We start from the raw sequence: 20,309 nt of genomic DNA on the forward strand, positions 1-20,309 counted from the left end.
CGGAATATCGGTCATTCGATTGTCCTGGGCGAACGCCTTGCGCGCCGTGCGGGGACCGGCCGGGGCGACTTGAGGGCACGCCGCGCGGCGCGCCCGCGCGACCCCGGCGGTGATCGCCCCCCGGTGATGCGGGACGATGGTGCGGTGGCAGGTATGAAAGGCAAGCAGACGGTCTGGGACATGGTCCGGTCGCTGGCGGTGATCGGCGTCGTCGTCGCCGGGATCTACCTCTTCGTCCCGCATGACGACAAGGCCGATCCCACGCGCACGGTCGACTACCGGGTGGAGACCATCACGGCCCGGCGCGCGGCCCCGTACCCGGTGGCCGCCCCCGTGGGCCTCCCCGAGCAGTGGCGCGCGACCTCCGTGACGTACGAGCGCAACAAGGCCGACGCCTGGCACCTGGGCTTCCTCGACCCGGAGCAGCAGTACGCGGCGATCGAGCAGTCCACCGACACCTCGGCCAAGTACCTGGAGCGGGTGACCCACAAGGCCGCGGCCTCCGGGCAGACCCAGCAGGTCGGCGACACGGCCTGGGAGCGCTGGGACGGCGAGAAGTACGACGCCCTCGTGCGGCGGGAGCAGGGCTACGTCACGGTGGTGACCGGCACCGCCTCCTTCGAACAGCTCGGCACGCTGGCGGCGGCGCTGGAGTTCAAGCAGGGCCGCCAGTAGCGGCACCCGACCGGCCTCGGCGGCCCGGCCCTCGCCGGCCATGAACCGCCAGACGTCCATGGATGACGAGGGTGGCAGCAAGCGCGCCCGCCGTGCCCGTCCCACGCCCGCCGCCGCGGATCCGCCGGTACGGACCAGGCGGGGGCCGGACGTGCGCGAAGGGCCGTGCCCCCCGGTGATCCGGGGGGCACGGCCCTTTCGCGCACCTGCGGCGGCGGTCAGACGGTGGTGATGACCTCGTCGAAGGCCAGGCGCGGGGAGCGGTCGAACCAGGCGCCCTCGGCGGCGGGCCTGCCGATGTTGATGACCATGATCGGGGTGTGGTCGGCGTCCAGGAACTCCTTCTGGATGCCGGCGAAGTCGGCGCCGGTCATCGGGCCCGCGGCCAGACCGGCGGCGCGGATGCCGATGATGAAGTACGCGGCCTGCAGCGCGGAGTTCAGCAGCGCGGACCGCTCGCGGACCGGGCGCTCGGAGAAGAACGCGTCCTTGGCCTGCGGGAAGTGCGGCAGCAGCTGCGGGAGCTCCTCGTGGAACTCGTTGTCCGCCGAGAGGATCGCGACCAGCGGCGCGGTCGCGGTCTTGGCGTCGTTGCCCGGGGCCATGTGCTTCACGAGGCGCTCGCGGGCCTCGGGGGAGCGGACCAGGGTGATGCGCAGCGGGGTCTGGTTGAAGGCCGTCGGGCCGAACTTCACCAGGTCGTAGATCGCCTGGACCTGCTCCTCGGTGACCGGCTCCTCGGAGAACGCGTTGGCGGTGCGGGCCTCGCGGAACAGCAGGTCCTGAGCGGCGGGGTCGAGAACGAGAGACATCGGGAAAGCCTTCTTCCATGCGGACGTGAAGCGATGTCCACGACTCTACGGCCGAAGTAGATGAATTTTCAACTAAACTGGGGTGGCCGTGACCTGGATCACTCCTCCTCGGCGGCCTCGCGCGCGGCCAGCGCCGAGTCCAGCCGGGCCCGGGCCCCCTCCAGCCAGTGCCGGCAGACCTTCGCCAGCTCCTCACCGCGCTCCCACAGCGCGAGGGAGTCCTCCAGCGACGTCCCGCCGGCCTCCAACTTGCGGACGACCTCGATGAGCTCGTCGCGCGCCTGCTCGTACCCCAGCGCCGTTGCGGCCTCTGTCATTCCCGTATCCATCCTCTGTGTGTCGTGCGGCCACGTGATTGCGGCCGTGTGGCGCTACTGCGAAGCCTCGGCCGTGTCCGGGGCGGCGGCCGCCTGCGCCGCGTCCGACGAGGAGACCTCCACGCAGAAGGTGCCCTCCGTGACCCTGGCGCGCAGGACATCCCCCGCCGAAACCTCCTGCGGCGAGCGCACCACGTGACCGTCCGCCCGCTGCAGTACGGCGTACCCGCGCTCCAGCGTCGCTGCCGGCGACAGCGCCACCACCCGGGCCAGCGTGTGGGCCAGCTCCGAGTCCGCCCGGTCCAGCAGGTGCCCCAGCGTGCGCCTGCTGCGCGCCAGCAGCGCGTCCAGCTCGTCCTCCCGCATCTCCACCATGCGCTGGGGGTGGACGAAGACCGGCCGGGCCAGGGCGTGGGCGAGCCCCCGCTCCTCCCGGTCGAGCAGGGAACTCACCGCGCGCAGCCCCCGGCCCCGCAACTGGCTCACCCGCTCCAGCTCCTCACCGACGTCCGGGACCACCTTCTTCGCCGCGTCCGTCGGCGTGGACGCCCTCAGGTCCGCGACCAGGTCCAGCAGCGGGGAGTCCGGCTCGTGGCCGATCGCCGACACCACCGGGGTGCGGGCCGCGGCGACCGCCCGCACGACCTCCTCGTCGGAGAAGGGCAGCAGGTCCTCCACGCTACCGCCGCCGCGCGCCACGATGATCACGTCGACCTCGTCCAGGGCGTCGAGCTCCTTGACCGCCCGGACCACCTGCGGCACGGCGTGCACGCCCTGCACGGCGACGTTGCGCACCTCGAAGCGGACCGCCGGCCAGCGGCGGCGGGCGTTCTCCAGGACGTCGCGCTCGGCCGCCGAGGCCCGCCCGACCACCAGCCCGACCAGCTGCGGCAGGAACGGCAGCGGCTTCTTGCGCTCCAGCGCGAAGAGGCCCTCGGCGGCCAGGGACCGCTTGAGCCGCTCCAGCCGCGCCAGCAGCTCGCCGATGCCGACCGGCCGTATCTCCGTCGCCCGCAGGGACAGCTGCCCGCGCGGTGCGTACCACTCGGGCTTGGCCAGCAGCACGACCCGAGCGCCCTCCGAGACGACGTCCGAGACCTCGTCGTAGACCTGGCGGAAGCACGTCACGCTGACCGAGATGTCGTGCGACGGGTCGCGCAGCGTCAGGAAGACCACCCCCGCTCCCGGCCGCCGCGAGAGCTGCGTGATCTGCCCCTCGACCCACACCTGTCCGAGGCGCTCGATCCAGCCCCCGATGAGCCGGGACACCTGGCCCACCGGCAGCGGCGCCTCGGCCGACGTATTCAGACCCATGTGCGCAGGCTATCCGGCGCCGCCGACAGTGCGTCAGGCCCCGGCGCCGGTGTCGCCCGGCAGGTCCCGGCGACCGCGCTGGGCGAAGAGCACCGCCAGGCCCACCGCCAGCCACACCGCGCCCACCAGCTGCGCCGTCCGGGACGCCCCGACGATCACCGTGACCGTCACCACCGCCCCCAGCACCGGCACGACCAGGTGCTTCCACCAGTTCGGCGGACCCTCCCGCCGCCGGACCACGAACCAGCCCACCACCGAGGCGTGCAGCAGGGTGAAGGCCACCAGCGCACCGACGTCCACCACGGACACCAGGTGGTCGAGCCCGTCGTCCCGCCGGGCGGCCCACACCGCGGCGGCCAGCGTCACGGTCGCCGCCACCAGCAGGGCGGCCCGCGGGGTGCCGTCCGAGGTCCGGGCCAGCGCCCGCGGCAGCCGCCGCTCCCGGGCCATCGCGAACACCAGCCGCCCGGCCGCCGCCTGCCCCGCCAGCGCGGCGAAGGCCGCACCGACCGCCTTGCTGATCGCCACCAGGTCGTGCAGCCAGAAGCCGACCGACGACTCCGCCGCGGTGTAGAAGGCCGGGCCCTGCAGCACCGGCTCCGCCGCCAGCTCCGCCGCGGAAACCGGCATCAGCAGCGCCGCCAGGAAGCTCTGGACGACGAACAGCGCCCCGGCCAGCGCCAGGCAGAACAGCAACGCCCGCGCCACCCGTTCCGACCCGCCCGTCACCTCCTCGGCGAAGGAGGCGACGGCATCGAAGCCCAGATAGGACAGGACCGCCACCGACACCGCGCCCAGCACCGCGGCCGTGCCGAAGCCGGGCGAGCCGTCTCCCGTCAGCGGCGACAGCCAGCCCCGCCGGGGGCCGTCCTGGACCAGCACGACCGCCGCGGCCGCCACGAAGACCAGCAGGACCAGCACCTCCATCACCAGCACGGCGAAACCCACCCGGGCGGCCGCCCGTACGCCCCACAGGTTGAGCGCCGTGGTCACCACGACGGCCACGGCCGTCCACACCCACCGGGAGACCTCCGGCACCAGCGCGTTCATCGCGATCCCAGAGAAGAGGTACGCGACCGCCGGGATCAGCAGGTAGTCCAGCATCGCCATCCACCCGGCGATCAGCCCCGGACCCTCGCCCAGACCCTTGCGGGCGTAGGTGAAGACCGAACCGGCCTGGGGCGCCACCCGCACCATCTGCGCGTAGGAGAAGGCCGTGAAGGCCATCGCGACGGTCGCCACGAGGTAGACCAGCGCGACGGCGCCGCGCGACTTCGCGTCGAGCGTGCCGAAGACCCCGACCGGGGCCATCGGGGCGATGAACAGCAGCCCGTAGACGACCAGGTCCCGGAAGCCGAGACTCCGCCGAAGTGCCGCGGGCACCGGGGCCCCGCCGGAATCCGTCGCGGACGCCATCAGTCCTCCGGGTGACGGGGCGGGACGTTCTCGGGACCTCGGTACCGGACCCCCCGGCCGGTGTGTGCCGAGCGGTCGACGATCGGCCTCCCGGAGACCCCCGTACGATGGAGGCTATGACTGCTCCCGCCCCTGCTCCCGCTTCCCGCCGTGTCCTGCTCGCCGCGCCCCGCGGCTACTGCGCGGGCGTGGACCGAGCCGTGATCGCCGTCGAGAAAGCCCTCGAGCAGTACGGGGCGCCGGTGTACGTCCGCCACGAGATCGTCCACAACAAGTACGTCGTCCAGACGCTGGAGCGGAAGGGCGCCATCTTCGTCGAGCGGACGGAGGAGGTGCCCGAGGGCAACATCGTGATGTTCTCCGCGCACGGCGTCGCCCCCGTCGTGCACGAGGAGGCGGCGCGCGGCAAGCTCGCGACGATCGACGCGACCTGCCCGCTGGTCACCAAGGTCCACAAGGAAGCCATCCGGTACGCCAACGAGGACTTCGACATCCTCCTCATCGGCCACGAGGGCCACGAAGAGGTCATCGGCACCTCCGGCGAGGCCCCGGACCACATCACCATCGTCGACGGCCCCCACGACGTGGACAAGGTCACCGTCCGCGACGAGTCGAAGGTCGTCTGGCTCTCGCAGACCACCCTGTCGGTCGACGAGACCATGGAGACCGTCGACGCGCTGAAGACGAAGTTCCCGCTGCTCGTCTCGCCGCCGAGCGACGACATCTGCTACGCCACCTCCAACCGGCAGGCCGCCGTGAAGGTGATGGGCGCCGACTCCGACCTGGTCATCGTGGTCGGCTCGAAGAACTCCTCGAACTCGATCCGGCTCGTCGAGGTCGCCAAGGACGCGGGTGCGAAGGCCGCGTACCTCGTCGACTTCGCGAGCGAGATCGACGAGGCCTGGCTGGAGGGCGTCACCACCGTCGGCCTCACCTCGGGCGCCTCCGTGCCGGAGGTCCTGGTCGAAGAGGTCCTGGAGTGGCTCGCCGCACGCGGCTACGCGGACGTGGAGATCGTCAAGACGGCGGAGGAGCACATCACCTTCTCCCTGCCCAAGGAACTCCGCCGCGATCTTCGTGCGGAAGCCGCGGAACTGGTCGCCGACAAGTAACTCGTTTCGTACGGTATGTCCATGCAGATCTTCGGCGTGGACATCGGCGGATCCGGGATCAAGGGTGCTCCCGTGGACCTGGAGCGCGGCGACCTGGCGCAGGAGCGCCACAAAGTGCTGACACCGCAGCCGGCCGCCCCCGACGGGGTGGTCGGCTGCGTCGTCGAGGTGGTGCGCCACTTCGGCTGGGACGGCCCGCTCGGGGTGACCTTCCCCGGCGTGGTCACGGGCGGCGTCACCCGCACGGCGGCCAACATGGACAAGTCCTGGATCGGCGTGGACACGGCGGCGCTGCTCTCGCGCCGACTCGGCGGCCAGCCCGTCACGGTGCTGAACGACGCGGACGCGGCGGGCGTCGCCGAGATGACGTACGGGGCGGGGCGCGGGCACGGCGGCACGGTCCTCCTGCTCACCCTGGGCACGGGCATCGGCAGCGCGCTCTTCACGGACGGCCGGCTGGTCCCGAACACCGAGCTGGGCCACCTGGAGCTGAAGGGCCACGACGCGGAGACGCGGGCGTCGGTGAAGGCCAAGGAGGACGGTGACCTCACCTGGGAACGCTGGGCGCACCGGCTCAGCAAGTACATGCAGCACGTGGAGATGCTCCTCTCCCCGGACCTCTTCATCATCGGCGGCGGCGTCAGCCGCAAGCCGGACAAGTTCCTGCCCCTGATCGAGGGCGTCCGGGCCGAGATCGTCCCGGCCCGGCTGCAGAACAACGCGGGCATCGTCGGAGCGGCGATGGCGGCGAAGGGCTAGAGGAGCCGTACCGGTCAGGCGACGCGGCGGGGGAGGCGGCGCCGGCCGATGAGCACGGCCTTGCGCACCAGCGCGATGAGCGCGGCGACCAGTGTCCCCGCGTACAGCCAGCCGGCGTGCAGGGACAGCGCCGAGACCAGCCCCATCAGCTGGCCGCCGAAGCCGCCGGAGCCGCCCGAGATGGGCCACACGCCGGCGGCGAAGGCGATGGGCACGCCGATCGGCGCGGTGATCAGGTCGGCCGGCCGTACCCAGAGCGCGGTGGCGGCCGCGACGGGCGGGAAGAGCAGCCCATAGACGAACAGCGAGGAGCCGAAGAGCAGCCAGCAGATCCCGCCGACGAGCACCATGGAGGCGCACGCGAAGAGGCCGCCGCCCAGGCCGGTCAGCCGGGGGCGGGGCATCCGGCGGGCGGGCGCGGGCCGCGGGGCGCCGCCGCCCTGGGCGGGCACGCCCGTGGGCCGCGGGCCCCGGCGCTGGGCCGGGGGTCGCTGCGGGTGAGGGGCCGGTCGCGTCCTGTATTGCTCCACCCCACCAAATTAGGCGGGAGGGCGGCCGGATCCGGGCCCGGACACGCGTACATCGACCGCCACTCATAGGAAAGTAAACTGTCCGGTGGCCCACTCCCGGGCCGCCGCCCCCTCCAGCTACGGGAAGTCGCCAACGTGTCGCTCACGATCGGAATCGTCGGCCTGCCGAATGTCGGCAAGTCGACCCTGTTCAACGCCCTGACCAAGAACGACGTGCTGGCGGCCAACTACCCGTTCGCCACCATCGAGCCGAACGTCGGCGTCGTCGGCGTCCCGGACTCCCGCCTGGCAGTCCTCGCGGGCATCTTCGGCTCGCAGCGCGTCCTCCCGGCGACGGTCGACTTCGTCGACATCGCGGGCATCGTGCGCGGCGCTTCGGAGGGTGAGGGCCTGGGCAACAAGTTCCTCGCGAACATCCGCGAGTCGGACGCCATCTGCCAGGTCATCCGCGCCTTCAAGGACGAGAACGTCGTCCACGTCGACGGCAAGGTCTCGCCGAAGGACGACATCGAGACGATCAACACCGAGCTGATCCTCGCCGACCTGCAGTCCATCGAGAAGGCGATCCCGCGCCTGACGAAGGAGTCCCGCCTCCAGAAGGACAAGGTCGCGGTCCTCGCCGCCGTCGAGTCCGCCCAGAAGATCCTGGAAGGCGGCGACACCCTCTTCTCGAAGGGCATCACGAAGGGCACCGAGCAGGGCGACCTGCTGCACGAGCTCCACCTGCTCACCACGAAGCCCTTCCTCTACGTCTTCAACGTCGACGAGGACGAGCTGACGGACGACGCCTTCAAGGCGGAGCAGTCGGCGCTGGTCGCCCCGGCCGAGGCGATCTTCCTCAACGCCAAGCTGGAGCAGGACCTCTCCGAGCTGGACGACGAGGAGGCCCTCGAACTCCTCCAGTCGGTCGGCCAGGACGAGCCCGGCCTCGCCACCCTCGGCCGCGTCGGCTTCACCACGCTGGGCCTGCAGACCTACCTGACGGCCGGCCCGAAGGAAACCCGCGCCTGGACCATCAAGAAGGGCGCGACGGCCCCGGAGGCGGCCGGCGTGATCCACACCGACTTCCAGCGCGGCTTCATCAAGGCCGAGGTCATCTCCTTCGCGGACCTGGTCGACTGCGGCTCGGTGGCCGAGGCCCGCGCCAAGGGCAAGGCCCGCATGGAGGGCAAGGACTACGTCATGCAGGACGGCGACGTGGTCGAGTTCCGCTTCAACGTCTGATTGGACGTGGACAAACGGCCTGACCTGCGAGAAAGCAGGTCAGGCCGTTGTGCTGTCCGCAGCAGTCCGCAGAACCCGGAGCGGCTAAGTGTCGTAGACCGTGGAACGGTGTCCGACGTGTACGACCCACACCACCAGTTCCCCGTTGTCGATCGTGTAGACGACACGGTAGTCGCCGACCCGTAGGCGACGGCGCTCGGGCTGGGATACGAGTGCGGTGGTGTTGAAGCCGAAAGGGTCGCTCTCCAGCTCTGCCAGTTTGGCCAGGATGCGAAGCGCCATGTCGCGCGGGATCTTGCGCAGCTCCGCCTGGGCCTCGGGCCGGAAGACCGTGCGGTAGTCACTCACTGCGTGCCAGCGTCTCCCTCATCACGTCCTCGATCGGGACGCCGGCGCCCGGGTTTGCCATGCGCTCGTCAATGATGCGGTTGATCTCGCGCTCTTCCCACTCCTGGTACTTGCGCAGCACCTCGATCGAGACCACGGCGGCAACCTGCTTGCCGCGACGGGTGATGACAGTGGGCACGTCGTCGCGGTCGGCCCGTTCGACGACTTCGGCCAAGTGAGCGCGTACGTCGCGGATGGACTCTATGGGCAGTGGCTGAGTCATGACCCAAGAGTACCGAGTGTGCCATGTGTACACAATGCTTGTTGACGTCTCGGACACGGCGATGGCCCGCCAGATCGTCGAGGAGGAGCAGGCGCGGCTGGGAGCGGTCCGCAAAGAGTCCGCAGGACACCCGTAAGCGACCGTCGGGACCCGGCGCACGTCAACGGGGAAATGCCTGTTCAGCACGTTGCATGCGGCTCCGTCGCAGGTCAGGGCAAGGGCTCAGGCATCCGCTGCAACGTCTGATTGGACGTGGACAAACGGCCTGACCTGCGAGAAAGCAGGTCAGGCCGTTGTGCTGTCGGTCGAAGGGGCCCGCGCCTGGTCCTCCTGGAAGCCACCGAAGCTCCGGTCGGCACAACGTCTTCGTCGCCCCCGCCTGGATCGACCGCACCGACCTGCACCCCGAGAGCTGACCCGTGCCGCACCGTTCCACGGTCTACGACACGCAGCCGCTCCAGGTTCCGCGGACTGCTGCGGATGGGAGGTCATGGGGCCGGGTCGGCGCGACGCCAGAAGGTGGGGAGCCACCAGCAGAGAACCGAGCTGTCGTCGGGCCACGGGACGCTGTCCCCGGCTTCCCAATGCTCGAAGGAGTCGCGCGCCAGGTCGATGGGGCGCCAGGCCGGGTCGATGGGCTCGTCCTCCGCCGGAGGGCGGACGTACTGCCGGCCGTGTCGGTCGCAGGCGCCGAAGTCCTGGTAGTTGAGCTGGGCCTCGATCAGGGAGACCTTGTTCGCTCCGCCGTCCATGGTCGGCCAGCGGAACTGGACCCCGTCGTCCTCCCAGAAGCACACGGGGCAGATCTCGTGGGAGCCGGGCATCGCTTCGAGCACGCGGTGCCCGCAGCAGGGACAGGGGTAGCGGTCGCTCACCTGCGCAGTCTCGTTGAAGGTCCGGCCGGGGCGCCATGGATTTCTCCGCCTCGGCACCCCGGCCGTCCCCGGTCCGACCAGGTGGCCGTGCACCACCTCCGGGGAGACCTCGTGAAGACGAGGGCTCCGTCGATCAGCCCGGTGCGGCGGGGTGCCCCGGGGAGGTGGGCCAGGTCCTCCGGGAACCGGCTGTCCTGGCGCGGCGGGCGCTTCGGCCGGGCAGTGCGGTCACGCGTCAGCCGTGGCGATTGCGGCCTGACGGCGTCCCCCTCGCCCGGGGTCGGCCGACGACCGGGCCGCGGGTTGGGGTGCACCAGCATAAAATGGGCATAAAGGTACTCCAGGTGGGTCCGGGAGGCGTGATGTCCGTACATCCCGACGCGGCACCGCAGCGCGCGCAGCATGACCCCGAGGACACGCTCAACCAACTCGGGAGCTCCTGGCACTGGGCACTCGGCGTCGCCCTCGCGACTCTGATCCCGGGCATCCTCGTGCTCGTCTGGCCCGACGAGACGCTGCACATCCTGGCGGTGATCATCGGCCTGCAGCTCCTGGTGGCGGGAGGGTTCCGCTTCGTCGCCGCCTTCTCGCACAGCAACGACGCCGGCGGCAGCAGGCTGGCGAGCGTGCTGATCGCGATCCTGGCCGTCCTGGCCGGCGTCCTCGTACTGCGGCACCCGATGCAGACGATCGGCGCACTGTCCCTGATCGTCGGAGTGTTCTGGCTGATCACCGGGCTGCTCACGGCGTACGTCGCGATCGCCGACCGCCTGCTCCTCCACCGGGGGCTGCTCTTCGGGCTGGGGGCCCTCGGCGCCGTCGCCGGAATCGTGGTGCTCTGCTTCCCGGTGGACTCCGCGGTCGCCCTGACGCGACTGCTCGGGCTGTGGCTCGTCCTGCTCGGTGTGTTCGAAGTCGTGATGGCCCTGGTGATGCGTTCCGCCACCCGCCGGCTCACCGCGACGAGGTAGCCGCCCGCCCCCAGTGTCTTGCGGCACAAGGTAGCTCCTGACTATCTTGTGCCGCATGACAAAGGAGCCGCCGACGACCGGTGACCAACGGCGAACCCAGCTCCTGCGCGGAGTGCTCGACCTGTGCCTGCTGTCCTTGATCGCGCAACGGCCCAGATACGGCTTCGAGTTCGCCGAAGCCCTCGCCGCCGGCGGACTGGAGCTGGTCAGCGACGGCAGCATCTACCCGCTGCTCGCCAGGATGGAGCGGGCCGGGCTCATCTCCTCGTACCGCGCCCCGTCCCCGAGCGGTGGTGCCCCGCGCAAGTACTACCGGCTGACCGACGCGGGGCGCGCCGAGCTCGGCCGCGGCCGGGCCGACTGGCTCGCCTTCGCCGGACCGGCGGGCCGGATCCTGACCGCCGCCACGCAATCCACGGGGGAGAACACGGCATGACCAACGCACAGGTACTCGCGGCCTGCCGCAGCAATTGGGAGTACCGCGGGATCGACGACGCCTCCATGCGCGAGATGCTCGACGAGCTCTCCGCGCACCTGGAGGACGCGGAAGCCGCGGGCCGCACCGCACGGGACGTCGTCGGCGGCGACGTACGTACCTTCGCCGCGGCCTGGGCCCGGGCGCGCGCCCCGCTCCCGCGCCGGGTGCTGCGCGCCGCCTCCATCGCCTGCTACTACGCCGGCTGCGTCCTGCTGGCGCCGTACCTGATCCGATGGACCACACAGCTGGACGTGACCCCGGGCCACGTGGCCTTCTGGGTGGTCCTCGCCGCGGTCACCGTCGCTTGGGAGCTGCGCCGGGGCAGGATCGGCCTCCGCCGGAGCTGGGCCCTGGCCCTCGTCGCCGCGCTCCCCGCGGGCATCCTCGCCGCCTGGCTGGCCGGTGACGCCCCGCTGTTCACGCTGCCGCTGTGGGCGCCGCCGCTCCTGCTGCTGCCCGGGCTGCCCCACGCCGTCGCCGACCTGCGGGCCAGGAGGAACGGCGCCGCCCGACCGGACGGCCCGGCAGTGCGGCCCGGCCCGGTCAGAGGCCGCGCACCGAGGCCACGGTGAACGTGGTCGGGGTGCCCGTACCGGGGTGCATGGGGCCGCCCTTGTCGAACTGCGAACGGACCACCAGGGTCCGCCCCGGAACGCGCGCGAGCGTCGTGGGGATCTGCAGGGACGGGTCCGTGATCGTACGGGTCAGCCTGGCGCGGGTGCCGTCCGCGCCGAGCTGCCACCGGGTCAGCGCGTTGGTGACGTTGTGCGCCACGCGCAGGGTGCCGTCCGGCGCGAGGTCGAGGCCGTCGGCGGCCTTGAGGTCCCCGCCGGTGAGGGCGACGCGGCGGACGGCGCCGGTCCGCAGGTCAACCCGGTAGAGGTCGCCCGCCGTCATGTCGACGGCGAGGAGGTAGCGGCCCGACCGGTCGGAGGTGATGCCGTTGAGGCTGAAGGTGCCGGCCGGTCGGGGGCGCAGGGCCGGGGTGAGGTCGTAGGCCTCCGTCAGGACGCCGCTTCCGGTGGCCAGTTGCCGCGGCGTCACGCGGTAGATCACGCCGCGGATGCTGTCCGTCAGGTACGCCGTGCCGTCCGGCGTGATCGTCAGGTCGTTCACGAAGCGGGCCGAGGCCCCCGCGGCCACCTCGAAGTGGGCCAGCCGCGCCCCGGTCGCGGTGTCGTAGACGGCCACGCCCTGCGTGGAGTCCGTGACCCACAGCCGGCCGAACGCGTCGACCCGCAGGCCGTTGGCGGTGCGGCGGCCGTCGGTGCCCGAGGGCAGGAACACCTCGGCCTCCGCCCGGCCGGGCCACGCCCGGTAGACCGTGCCGTCGGCGTACGAGCCGACGTAGACCGCCCGCGTGCGGGGGTCCGCGGCGATGCCCTCCGGGTAGACCTTCGCCCCGGGCAGGGAGAAGGCGGTGGATATCCGGGCGTCGCCCGACGTGCCCTCCGCCCCGGTCCGGGCAGGAGCCGGCGCCGCCGCTCCAAAGGCGAGGGCCCCGGCCAGAGCCGCGACCAGGAACGACTTCTGCGCAGCCGTCTTCGCGTTCGTCTTCGTCATCTTCGCCCTCTTCATCGCTGTCCTCCGCGCCATCGCACGCCTTACCCGATGGACGCCCTCTAGTGATCAGATGAAGGCGAATGTATGTTAGAGCTCTAATGCGTGCAAGGGCGGGTCGTAGGATGCCGCAATGACCTCCATGGCCCCCGAGGAGCGCATCGGCTCTCACGTCAAGCGCGCCGAGCAGGCGCTCCTCGCGGCGAAGAACGCGGCCTGCAAGCCCGCCGCAGTAACGGTTCCGCAGTACGCCGCGCTGCTCTGGCTCGCGGAGAAGCCCGGCATCTCGGCCGCCGCGCTCGCGCGCCTGTGCGGGGTGACCCCGCCGACCATGAACACCGTCCTGAAGAACCTCCAGGAGCGCGGGCTCATCGAGCGGACGCCGCACGAGTGGCACCGCAACGTGCTGGAGACCCGGCTCACCGACGAGGGGCGCGCCGTCATGGAACTCGCGGACGCGGGCGCGGTGCGGGTGGAGCGGGCGCTCGCCGCCGCGTTCACCGAGGAGGAGCGGACTCAGCTCATCGAACTCCTCGGGCGGTGCGCGGAGGTACTCGACGCCCAGCGGCGGTGACCCCCGCCGCCGCCCGCACACGTTCCCGTATGTTTTTTGCTCGAATTTGGAACTGTGCGGGTGGTTTGCTCATCAGGACTTAGGGGAGACCAGCCGTTCTGCCCTCGGGGGCAGTCAAGACCGTTCGGAGCGAAGTTCGTGCACCAGTACCCGCAGCGCCCGCGGCCTGACGACCAGCCGTCGTACCAGGATCATCCGCCCCAGGGGCATGGCGGCCACCCGCAGCAGCACACGCAGCAGTACCCGCAGTACCGGCAGGAGCAGCCGTACGGGGAGCGGTACGACCAGCCGCCTTACGGTGAGCCGCCCGTCCCCGCCGGGTACCCGCACGACGCCGAGCCGCCGCGGCCCGAGCGGTCCCGGCGCCGAATATGGATCAGCGCCGTGGTCGCCTTCGCGCTGCTCCTCGGCGGCGGCGGGTTCGCCGCCTGGAAGCTCGACTGGTTCTCGGGCAACGGCGAGGCCGTGACCTTCGGCAAGAACCCGCCCCCGGCCGCGGGCACGTCGGACGCGGGAGCCCCGGCGGCCGAGGCCAAGCCCTCCGGCGACCCCGACGTGCTCATGCCGACCGGCCCGAAGTCGGACTTCAAGCAGACCACCAAGCTCGACGACGGCACGATCGTCGCGAAGACCCGCCTCGCGGGCGCGAAGTCCGGCTTCGAGGGCGACGTGTGGGTGTGGGCCCCCAAGGAGTACGACGACCCGAAGTACGCCAAGAGCGGCTTCCCGGTGCTGATCGCGCTGCCCGGCGGCAACGGCTTCCCGGCCAACTACTGGTCCGACCGCAGCCTCGGCCTGCAGAAGGCCATCAGCGAGGGCGTCCAGGCCGGCACCAGCCTGCCGTTCATCGTGATCATGCCGGTGCTCAACCCGGACGCGAAGTACTACTACGACGGCTCCGACATTCCCGGTCAGGCCAAGATGGGCACCTGGATCGCCGAGGACGTCCCGGCCTTCACCAAGGCCAACTTCCGCACCTACAAGTCCCGTGACGGCTGGGCCTTCATGGGCTCCTCCTCGGGCGCGTTCGTCGGCATGAAGACCGTGCTCCAGCATCCGGACAAGTTCAAGGCCGTCATCGCCAGCGGCGGCGAGATCGTCCCCGACTCCCCCCTGTGGAAGGGGCACCAGGCGGAGATGGACGCGAACAACCCGGAGAAGCTCGCCCAGAAGCTGATCGACAGCAAGGGCCCCGAGGTCTACATCAACTTCCAGATCGGCACCAAGGAGTCCGGGAAGGAGCGGATGACGAAGTTCCAGCAGCAGTACGGCAAGGGGCCGATCAAGACGACCATCCGCGACATCCAGAACGGCGAGCACAACGGCTGGCACTACGTCCGGGGCATGAAGGAAGGCTCCCTGGAGTGGATCAGCAAGGTGCTGAAGGCGCCGAAGCCCGAGGCGGGCTGATCGCAGGATCCGGGGCGCCGGGGGTTCCGGCGGGGCGGGGCTCCAGCCCCCTCGGCCCCCACCGCGGGCCGGTGGCTGCCCACCCGCCTCCGGGCGCGGCGGGGTCGGGGTGCGGCGGCACCCGGTGGGGCGGAGTGCGGCGGCACCCGGTGGGTCGGGCCGGCACGACACGGAGAGACGATGGGACTGACGGGAAACCCCCAGCGCATCCCTGATCCCGCCCCGCCGGAACCCCGCTCACCCGAAGCCACCGCTGCCGCCCCGCCGCCCTCCCGCTGCCGCCGCCGCCCCGCCGTCGTCCCGCCGCCGTCGCCGCCGCCCCCGCCGCCCGGCGCGCCGGCAGCCCATCCCCGCCCCCACCCACCCCCACCCGGGCTTCGCGTGGTGCTCGACACGTCGCGGCCGTCCCAGGCAACCCGGGCCCTCGTTCATACCTCTGTAAGGGGTGTAAGGGGGACCGATGGGTCCGGCCCGCGCTCCGAGGTGAGCGCCGGAGAAGGAACGGGACAACAACCGTGCAGCATGACCAGCAAGGCGACGGCAGCCCCATGACCACGGGCAGCCGCCGCCCCCACCGCCTGCGCCTGCTTCTGATCAGCGGCGGTCTCGCGCTCACCCTTGCCGGGGGCGGCGCGGCAGCGTACAAGTTCGGCCTCTTCTCGGACATAGGGGATCCGGTCTCCTTCGGCAAGGTCCAGGAGAAGACGGTCACCGCCTCCGAGGCCATGCCGGAAGTGCTCATGCCCACCGGCCCGGCGGCCTCGTTCGTCCGCACCAGTCGGCTGCCCGACGGCACCCAGATCGGCAAGACCACCCTCACGGGCAAGAAGTCCGGCTTCACGGGCGACGTGTGGGTGTGGGTGCCGAAGGAGTACGACGACCCGAAGTACGCCAAGAGCGGCTTCCCGGTCCTGATCTCCCTGCCCGGAGGCCGCGGCTATCCCACGAACTACTGGGGTACGGGGCCGGGCCTCGGCCTCCAGCAGGCGGTCGCCGACGGGGCCGCGTCGGGCAAGAGCCTGCCCTTCATCCTGATCATGCCGGTGACCAACGCGGACACCAAGCACCACTTCGACGGATCGGACATCCCCGGCCAGCCCAAGATGGGCACCTGGATGGCCGATGACGTCCCCGATTTCGCGAAGGCCAATTTCCGCACCTTCACCTCACGCGACGGGTGGGCCTTCATGGGTTCCTCAGCCGGCGGATTCAACGGCTTCAAGCAGCTCCTGAAGTACCCCGACCGGTTCAAGGCGGCCATCGCGAGCGGGACCGACATCGTGCCCGACTCTCCGCTCTGGAACGGGAACACGCAGGCCATGGACCAGAACAACCCCGAGAAGCTCGCCGCGAAGCTGATCGACGCGGGCGGCCCCGACGTCTACATCAACTTCCAGATCGGCACCAAGGAGACCGGTCGCGAGCAGGCCGAGAAGTTCATGAAGGAGTACGGCAAGGGCCCCGTGCACACCTCGCTCCAGGTGATCCAGGATGGTGAGCACAACGGAAAGTCGTATGTGCGCGGCATGAGGGAGGGCTCCCTGGAGTGGATCAGCAAGGTGATGAAGGGACCGACACCCGATCCCGGCGTGCGATGAGCACAGTGGCGAAGGGGGCATCGGCGGCCGCCGCCGCGGGCATCGCGGCGGTGTGTGCCATGGCCTTCATGAAGGCGCCCGGCGAGCGGCCGGTGCTTCCCTTCCCCACCGTCGGCGTCCTCATGGCGGGCGGTGAGCACTGGTGCACCGCGAGCGTCGTCGACAGCCCGAAGGGCAATGTCGTCGCCACCGCCGCGCACTGTGTCACCCCCGCCGGCGAGGACGGGCAGCCGGGTGAGGTGGCCCACGACGGCCTGGCCATCGGGGAGCTCTCCTTCGCCCCGGCCTTCTCCGGCGAAGGCGACGGCACCCAGCCGCTGGGTGTGTGGAAGGTCAAGGCGATCCACGTCGACGACCGCTGGAGCAAGTGGGGCGAGGACACCGCCGACTTCGCCTTCCTCACCATCGAGCCGGACGAGGACGGGCGCAGCGTTCAGGAGGCCGTCGGCGGCCGCGCCGAGGCACCCAGGCCCGAATGGACCTCCGGCTACGAGCGGGACGTCACCGTCGTCGGTTACCCGGAGTCCGAGCACAACCCGGAGAACCGGCCCGTCTCCTGCACGACGCAGACCCGTCACGACGACGACGATCCCGACATGCTCTACATGAGCTGCGCGGGCTTCTGGACGGGTACCAGCGGCAGCCCCTGGATCGCGGACCGGGGCGGGGCGGATCCCGCCGGGCACCTGATCGGCGTGCTGAGCGGCGGAGACACCGATGTGGACTCCACGGCCGCGCTGTTCGACGAGCGTGCGAAGGCGCTGTACGAGCGGGCCGCGCGGGACTGAGCGCCTGCGCCGCCGCTACTTCTTCCTGCGCTCCGTGCTGACGATCACCACCACCGCGGCCACCACGATCGCGCCGCCGACGAGGATCGGCCAGGTCAGGGCCTCGTCGAGGATCAGCGCGCCGAGGGCGACGGCGACGACCGGATTGACGTAGGCGTACGTGGCCACCAGGGACAGCGGCGCGGCCTGCAGGAGCCAGACGTACGCGGTGAAGCCGATGAGTGAGCCGAAGAGGACCAGGTAGCCCAGGGCCAGCCAGGAGGCGGTGGAGAAGGCCGCCGGGTCCAGACCGCGGTGCTCGCCGCGCAGCAGGCCGACGACCACTCCCGCGATCCCGCCGGCGAGCATCTGGTAGGCGCTGCCCGTGAAGGGATTGCCCGGCAGGGACAGCTTCGAGGCGGAGAAGGACCCCAGTGACCACAACACCGACGCCGCCACCACCAGCAGCACCCCCGACAGCCGTACGGTGCCGCTCAGCCCGGGGCTGGTCAGCACCGCGAGTCCGGCGAGGCCGACGAGCACCCCGGCGAGGGTGCGGGCCGGGGGACGGTCCCCGGTGGCCGTTCGCAGCACCACCACCCACATGGGCACCGCCGCCACCAGCAGCGCGGCCAGGCCGGACGGCACGGAGGTCTCGGCGAGGACGACCAGGCCGTTGCCGCCGAGGATCAGCAGCAGGCCGACCACGACCGCCGAGCGGAGCTGCGCCCGGGTGGCCCGGAGCGCGGCTGCTCCGTGGCGCCAGGCGACCACGGTGGCCAGGAGCAGGCCGGCGGTGATGAAGCGGGCCCCGGCGGAGAGGAAGGGCGGCATCGTCTCGACGACGATCCGGATGCCGAGGTAGGTCGAGCCCCACACGACGTAGACGAGGGCCAGGGCGGTCCACACCGCTCCGGTGATCCTGCCGTGCGAGGTTGCCGTGGGCTCGGCGCCCACCGAGGTTGAGGTGCTCATGCCCGGATCCTATGGTCGTTGGCCCATGCAGGCATCCGGGTATCTCAGCCCTCGAGCAGGTTGTTCAGCTCGCCGTACGGGAGGGAGCGCGTGAGCGACCCGTAGGTCCCGTCGGTGATCAGCTCCTCGGCGGCGCGGCGGACGAGCGCGTACGCCGCTTCGGCCACCCAGGAGCCGAGGCTGACGCGACAGACGCCGAGGGCGCCGAGGGCGGCGACGGGCGGGGCCTCGGGGCCGAGCAGGACGTTGAGGGGGCCGTCGATGCCCTTGGCCAGTTCGGCCACGACGGCCGGGTCGAGGACGCCGGGCACGAAGATGCCGGTGGCTCCCGCCCGGAGGTAGGAAGCGGCGCGGGTGAGGGTCTCGTCGAGGCGCACGGCGGGATCGCCCAGGCCCCTGAGGTAGGTGTCGATCCGGGCGTTGATGTAGAGCGGCACCCCGGCGGCGTCGGCCGCGGCGCGGGCGGCCGCCAGGCGCTCGGCGTACTCGGCGGGGGCGCGGGTGCCGTCCTCGATGTTGATCCCGACCGCACCGGCCGCGATGACCCCGGCGACGGTCTCGCCGACGGCGGCAGGGTCTGCGCCGAAGCCGCCCTCGATGTCGGCGGTGACCGGCACGGACACGGCGGCGGTCACGCGGGCGATCAGGTCGAGGGCGCGGTCGCGGGCGAGCGCGTCGCCGTCCGGGGAGCCGAGGGACCAGGCGACGCCCGCGCTGGTGGTGGCGACTGCGGGGGCGCCGGTCGCCTCCACGACGCGGGCGCTGGCGACGTCCCAGGCGTTCGCCAGGGCGAGGGGGGCGGAGGGGGTGTGCAGCGCGGCGAACGCGGTGGCTTTGGCGGCGAGGCCGATGCGGGTGCTCATGCCGTCAGTTGACCAGATCGGGCGGGGCGGGGGCTCGCGGATTTCCGACCTCTGCCATGGCGCGTGCGCGGGCTCGGCGGACTCCGGAGCCTACTGTCGCGCTCCCGGGTGCGGCGCCCTTGCGGGGTCCCAGCCCCCAAGGCCCGTGCCTCAAGTGCCGGTGGGGCCGAAGTTCCGGACCTCCCCCAGCCGCGTGCCTCAAGTGCCGGTGGGGCCGAAGGTCCGGGCCTGCCGCCGGCCCCGGGCCTCGGACTTGGCCGGCCACCGCCGGGAGGTTCCCCGGCAGGCCCTGAGGTGGGCGGCTTCGCCGCCCACCAGCTTCCTCTACGGGGCCAGGCCCGTTTTCGCGCCCGCGCCGCAGAGGGGGATGACCGCCGTGCGGCCCTGCAGGGGGTCCGTCGGGGACGCGGGGCCGACCGCCGCCCAGCAGGCCGCGGCCGTCGGCTCCACGAAGAGGCCGCGCCGGGCCAGATCCCGCTGGGCCTCGCGCAGCCGGTCGTCCGGGACCGTCACGAAGGTGCCGCCGGAGCCCCGGACCGCGGCCAGGATCTGGCGGGCGCGCGGCGGTGCGGGGATGGCGATCCCCTCGGCCAGGGTCGGCCGCTGTTCCACCGCAGCGGCATCCTCCGCGCCCGCCGCGAACGCCTCCGCGAGCGGGGCCACCGCCTCCGACTGGACCGCGATCAGGACCGGCGGCCTGACACCGCGTCGGGCCAGTTCCCGCGTCGCCAGCGCGGCCCCGAGGAGCAGGGTCCCGTTGCCCACCGGTACCACCAGCGCCTCGGGCAGCCGCCGGCCCATCTCCTCCCACACCTCGTACACGTAGGTCTTGGTCCCGTGCAGGAAGTACGGGTTGAACACATGGCTCGCGTAGAAGACGCCGGGGGCGTCCGCCTCCTTGCGGGCGGCCAGCGCCGCGGCCTCGCGGCCGCCGGGGATCACGCGGACGACCGCCCCGTGTGCCCGCATCTGCTCGGTCTTCTTCTCCGACGTCCCCTCGGGCACGAAGATCTCGCAGGCGAGTCCGGCCCGAGCGCAGTACGCCGCCACCGACGTCCCCGCGTTGCCGCTGCTGTCCGCCACCACGCGCTGGGGCGCCAGCCGCCGGGCGAGCTCCACGAGCATCACGGCGCCCCGGTCCTTGAAGGACAGCGTCGGCATCAGGAAGTCGAGCTTGGCGTGGATCCGTTCCCCCAGCGGGATCAGCGGAGTGTGCCCCTCCGCCAGGGAGACGGAGAACGCCCCGGGCAGTGGCAGCACCGGACCGTACCGCCACAACGAGTTCGGTCCGGCGGAGGGTTCGAGCGCCGCGTCCGGGTCCGGCGTGAAGTCGAGGTCCCAGGGGCCGCCGCACAGAGGGCACCCCCAAGGAGCAGTCCGGACGTCGGCGCGTGTACCGTCCTCGGAGCAGACGTAACCGGGGGGTGCGTGCGTCATGTGCAGAGCGCCTTTGGTCGGTCATGGCCGGT

Annotated in this window: 23 protein-coding genes; 11 read left to right on the plus strand and 12 right to left on the minus strand. The window is 71.7% G+C overall.

Annotation, left to right across the window (positions count from 1 at the left end; all coding sequences use genetic code 11):
- Positions 1–153: 153 nt before the first annotated feature.
- Entirely contained in the window at positions 154–675 is a 522-nt protein-coding gene (locus ACZ6JS_RS00555) for a DUF4245 domain-containing protein (protein ID WP_469295512.1), read from the plus strand.
- Between the two features lie 218 nt (positions 676–893).
- Here the strand turns inward: ACZ6JS_RS00555 and ACZ6JS_RS00560 are convergent, their stop codons facing one another.
- The 4 genes from ACZ6JS_RS00560 to ACZ6JS_RS00575 all read right to left on the minus strand — a co-directional run bounded on the left by ACZ6JS_RS00560 (position 894) and on the right by ACZ6JS_RS00575 (position 4,534).
- The gene (locus ACZ6JS_RS00560; RefSeq protein ID WP_469294846.1) at positions 894–1,487 is read right to left on the minus strand and encodes a malonic semialdehyde reductase; all 594 of its coding nucleotides are present in this window, start codon (positions 1,485–1,487) and stop codon (positions 894–896) included.
- A 98-nt stretch (positions 1,488–1,585) separates the two neighbouring features.
- Positions 1,586–1,804, minus strand: a complete 219-nt coding sequence (locus ACZ6JS_RS00565; protein ID WP_469294847.1) for an exodeoxyribonuclease VII small subunit — start codon at positions 1,802–1,804, stop codon at positions 1,586–1,588.
- Between the two features lie 54 nt (positions 1,805–1,858).
- On the minus strand, positions 1,859–3,118 hold the full coding sequence (gene xseA, locus ACZ6JS_RS00570; RefSeq protein ID WP_469294849.1) for an exodeoxyribonuclease VII large subunit: 1,260 nt from the start codon (positions 3,116–3,118) through the stop codon (positions 1,859–1,861).
- Between the two features lie 33 nt (positions 3,119–3,151).
- The gene (locus tag ACZ6JS_RS00575) at positions 3,152–4,534 is read right to left on the minus strand and encodes an APC family permease (protein ID WP_469294850.1); all 1,383 of its coding nucleotides are present in this window, start codon (positions 4,532–4,534) and stop codon (positions 3,152–3,154) included.
- Positions 4,535–4,641: 107 nt separating this feature from the next.
- Between ACZ6JS_RS00575 and ACZ6JS_RS00580 the strand changes: the two genes are divergently transcribed.
- Positions 4,642–5,646, plus strand: coding sequence for a 4-hydroxy-3-methylbut-2-enyl diphosphate reductase (locus ACZ6JS_RS00580; RefSeq protein WP_469294851.1), 1,005 nt, complete (start codon positions 4,642–4,644; stop codon positions 5,644–5,646).
- A gap of 21 nt (positions 5,647–5,667) precedes the next feature.
- Positions 5,668–6,405, plus strand: a complete 738-nt coding sequence (ppgK, locus tag ACZ6JS_RS00585) for a polyphosphate--glucose phosphotransferase (RefSeq protein ID WP_469294852.1) — start codon at positions 5,668–5,670, stop codon at positions 6,403–6,405.
- Between the two features lie 14 nt (positions 6,406–6,419).
- On the opposite strand, the gene ACZ6JS_RS00590 is transcribed toward ppgK, so the two are convergent.
- The gene (locus tag ACZ6JS_RS00590; protein WP_469294853.1) at positions 6,420–6,935 is read right to left on the minus strand and encodes a DUF6542 domain-containing protein; all 516 of its coding nucleotides are present in this window, start codon (positions 6,933–6,935) and stop codon (positions 6,420–6,422) included.
- Between the two features lie 135 nt (positions 6,936–7,070).
- Between ACZ6JS_RS00590 and ychF the strand changes: the two genes are divergently transcribed.
- Positions 7,071–8,159 carry a redox-regulated ATPase YchF gene (gene ychF, locus ACZ6JS_RS00595; RefSeq protein ID WP_469294854.1) on the plus strand — a complete coding sequence of 363 codons (1,089 nt, stop codon included), beginning with the start codon at positions 7,071–7,073 and terminating at the stop codon, positions 8,157–8,159.
- A gap of 84 nt (positions 8,160–8,243) precedes the next feature.
- On the opposite strand, the gene ACZ6JS_RS00600 is transcribed toward ychF, so the two are convergent.
- The 3 genes from ACZ6JS_RS00600 to ACZ6JS_RS00610 all read right to left on the minus strand — a co-directional run bounded on the left by ACZ6JS_RS00600 (position 8,244) and on the right by ACZ6JS_RS00610 (position 9,644).
- Entirely contained in the window at positions 8,244–8,507 is a 264-nt protein-coding gene (locus tag ACZ6JS_RS00600; RefSeq protein WP_266382464.1) for a type II toxin-antitoxin system RelE family toxin, read from the minus strand.
- The gene (locus tag ACZ6JS_RS00605) at positions 8,500–8,769 is read right to left on the minus strand and encodes a type II toxin-antitoxin system Phd/YefM family antitoxin (protein ID WP_469294855.1); all 270 of its coding nucleotides are present in this window, start codon (positions 8,767–8,769) and stop codon (positions 8,500–8,502) included. Before ACZ6JS_RS00605 ends, ACZ6JS_RS00600 begins: the two co-directional genes overlap by 8 nt.
- A gap of 488 nt (positions 8,770–9,257) precedes the next feature.
- Positions 9,258–9,644: a CPCC family cysteine-rich protein gene (locus ACZ6JS_RS00610; protein ID WP_469294857.1), complete on the minus strand. Its 387-nt coding sequence runs from the start codon at positions 9,642–9,644 to the stop codon at positions 9,258–9,260.
- 362 nt (positions 9,645–10,006) lie between these two features.
- Here ACZ6JS_RS00610 and ACZ6JS_RS00615 point away from each other — a divergent pair, with 362 nt between their 5' ends.
- From ACZ6JS_RS00615 to ACZ6JS_RS00625, 3 genes are read left to right on the plus strand one after another with little or no spacing between them, the layout of a single operon-like run.
- The gene (locus tag ACZ6JS_RS00615; RefSeq protein ID WP_469294858.1) at positions 10,007–10,615 is read left to right on the plus strand and encodes an HdeD family acid-resistance protein; all 609 of its coding nucleotides are present in this window, start codon (positions 10,007–10,009) and stop codon (positions 10,613–10,615) included.
- A gap of 55 nt (positions 10,616–10,670) precedes the next feature.
- On the plus strand, positions 10,671–11,051 hold the full coding sequence (locus tag ACZ6JS_RS00620) for a PadR family transcriptional regulator (protein WP_469294859.1): 381 nt from the start codon (positions 10,671–10,673) through the stop codon (positions 11,049–11,051).
- The gene (locus ACZ6JS_RS00625; protein WP_469294860.1) at positions 11,048–11,665 is read left to right on the plus strand and encodes a hypothetical protein; all 618 of its coding nucleotides are present in this window, start codon (positions 11,048–11,050) and stop codon (positions 11,663–11,665) included. The genes ACZ6JS_RS00620 and ACZ6JS_RS00625 overlap by 4 nt, the downstream gene beginning before the upstream one ends.
- On the opposite strand, the gene ACZ6JS_RS00630 is transcribed toward ACZ6JS_RS00625, so the two are convergent.
- Entirely contained in the window at positions 11,637–12,656 is a 1,020-nt protein-coding gene (locus ACZ6JS_RS00630) for an SMP-30/gluconolactonase/LRE family protein (protein WP_469294861.1), read from the minus strand. The genes ACZ6JS_RS00625 and ACZ6JS_RS00630 overlap by 29 nt on opposite strands.
- Before the next feature lie 130 nt (positions 12,657–12,786).
- Between ACZ6JS_RS00630 and ACZ6JS_RS00635 the strand changes: the two genes are divergently transcribed.
- From ACZ6JS_RS00635 to ACZ6JS_RS00650, 4 genes are all read left to right on the plus strand, one after another.
- The gene (locus tag ACZ6JS_RS00635) at positions 12,787–13,227 is read left to right on the plus strand and encodes a MarR family winged helix-turn-helix transcriptional regulator (RefSeq protein WP_469294862.1); all 441 of its coding nucleotides are present in this window, start codon (positions 12,787–12,789) and stop codon (positions 13,225–13,227) included.
- A 138-nt stretch (positions 13,228–13,365) separates the two neighbouring features.
- Positions 13,366–14,637 (plus strand): alpha/beta hydrolase, encoded by a 1,272-nt coding sequence (locus ACZ6JS_RS00640; protein WP_469294864.1) that lies wholly within the window; start codon positions 13,366–13,368, stop codon positions 14,635–14,637.
- Positions 14,638–15,185: 548 nt separating this feature from the next.
- A complete protein-coding gene (locus tag ACZ6JS_RS00645; RefSeq protein ID WP_469294866.1) occupies positions 15,186–16,235 on the plus strand; it encodes an alpha/beta hydrolase in 1,050 nt (349 codons plus the stop codon).
- Complete coding sequence (locus tag ACZ6JS_RS00650) at positions 16,232–17,023, plus strand: trypsin-like serine peptidase (protein WP_469294868.1); 792 nt, start codon at positions 16,232–16,234, stop codon at positions 17,021–17,023. Before ACZ6JS_RS00645 ends, ACZ6JS_RS00650 begins: the two co-directional genes overlap by 4 nt.
- A gap of 15 nt (positions 17,024–17,038) precedes the next feature.
- Here the strand turns inward: ACZ6JS_RS00650 and ACZ6JS_RS00655 are convergent, their stop codons facing one another.
- From ACZ6JS_RS00655 to ACZ6JS_RS00665, 3 genes are all read right to left on the minus strand, one after another.
- Positions 17,039–17,977, minus strand: a complete 939-nt coding sequence (locus ACZ6JS_RS00655; RefSeq protein WP_469294869.1) for an EamA family transporter — start codon at positions 17,975–17,977, stop codon at positions 17,039–17,041.
- 44 nt (positions 17,978–18,021) lie between these two features.
- Positions 18,022–18,840 (minus strand): isocitrate lyase/PEP mutase family protein, encoded by an 819-nt coding sequence (locus tag ACZ6JS_RS00660; RefSeq protein ID WP_469294870.1) that lies wholly within the window; start codon positions 18,838–18,840, stop codon positions 18,022–18,024.
- A 324-nt stretch (positions 18,841–19,164) separates the two neighbouring features.
- Entirely contained in the window at positions 19,165–20,277 is a 1,113-nt protein-coding gene (locus ACZ6JS_RS00665; RefSeq protein ID WP_469294872.1) for a threonine synthase, read from the minus strand.
- Positions 20,278–20,309 lie beyond the last annotated feature (32 nt).

The organism is Streptomyces sp. NPDC046349 (assembly GCF_055587885.1).

What these genes read in the sequence shown, in the direction of transcription:
- ACZ6JS_RS00555 (WP_469295512.1), top strand. Translation starts at nt 154, where the DNA reads ATGAAAGGCAAGCAGACGGTCTGGGACATGGTCCGGTCGCTGGCGGTG.
- ACZ6JS_RS00560 (WP_469294846.1), bottom strand. Translation starts at nt 1,487, where the DNA reads ATGTCTCTCGTTCTCGACCCCGCCGCTCAGGACCTGCTGTTCCGCGAG.
- ACZ6JS_RS00565 (WP_469294847.1), bottom strand. Translation starts at nt 1,804, where the DNA reads ATGACAGAGGCCGCAACGGCGCTGGGGTACGAGCAGGCGCGCGACGAG.
- xseA (WP_469294849.1), bottom strand. Translation starts at nt 3,118, where the DNA reads ATGGGTCTGAATACGTCGGCCGAGGCGCCGCTGCCGGTGGGCCAGGTG.
- ACZ6JS_RS00575 (WP_469294850.1), bottom strand. Translation starts at nt 4,534, where the DNA reads ATGGCGTCCGCGACGGATTCCGGCGGGGCCCCGGTGCCCGCGGCACTT.
- ACZ6JS_RS00580 (WP_469294851.1), top strand. Translation starts at nt 4,642, where the DNA reads ATGGAGGCTATGACTGCTCCCGCCCCTGCTCCCGCTTCCCGCCGTGTC.
- ppgK (WP_469294852.1), top strand. Translation starts at nt 5,668, where the DNA reads ATGCAGATCTTCGGCGTGGACATCGGCGGATCCGGGATCAAGGGTGCT.
- ACZ6JS_RS00605 (WP_469294855.1), bottom strand. Translation starts at nt 8,769, where the DNA reads ATGACTCAGCCACTGCCCATAGAGTCCATCCGCGACGTACGCGCTCAC.
- ACZ6JS_RS00615 (WP_469294858.1), top strand. Translation starts at nt 10,007, where the DNA reads ATGTCCGTACATCCCGACGCGGCACCGCAGCGCGCGCAGCATGACCCC.
- ACZ6JS_RS00620 (WP_469294859.1), top strand. Translation starts at nt 10,671, where the DNA reads ATGACAAAGGAGCCGCCGACGACCGGTGACCAACGGCGAACCCAGCTC.
- ACZ6JS_RS00625 (WP_469294860.1), top strand. Translation starts at nt 11,048, where the DNA reads ATGACCAACGCACAGGTACTCGCGGCCTGCCGCAGCAATTGGGAGTAC.
- ACZ6JS_RS00630 (WP_469294861.1), bottom strand. Translation starts at nt 12,656, where the DNA reads ATGACGAAGACGAACGCGAAGACGGCTGCGCAGAAGTCGTTCCTGGTC.
- ACZ6JS_RS00635 (WP_469294862.1), top strand. Translation starts at nt 12,787, where the DNA reads ATGACCTCCATGGCCCCCGAGGAGCGCATCGGCTCTCACGTCAAGCGC.
- ACZ6JS_RS00645 (WP_469294866.1), top strand. Translation starts at nt 15,186, where the DNA reads ATGACCACGGGCAGCCGCCGCCCCCACCGCCTGCGCCTGCTTCTGATC.
- ACZ6JS_RS00650 (WP_469294868.1), top strand. Translation starts at nt 16,232, where the DNA reads ATGAGCACAGTGGCGAAGGGGGCATCGGCGGCCGCCGCCGCGGGCATC.
- ACZ6JS_RS00655 (WP_469294869.1), bottom strand. Translation starts at nt 17,977, where the DNA reads ATGAGCACCTCAACCTCGGTGGGCGCCGAGCCCACGGCAACCTCGCAC.
- ACZ6JS_RS00660 (WP_469294870.1), bottom strand. Translation starts at nt 18,840, where the DNA reads ATGAGCACCCGCATCGGCCTCGCCGCCAAAGCCACCGCGTTCGCCGCG.
- ACZ6JS_RS00665 (WP_469294872.1), bottom strand. Translation starts at nt 20,277, where the DNA reads ATGACGCACGCACCCCCCGGTTACGTCTGCTCCGAGGACGGTACACGC.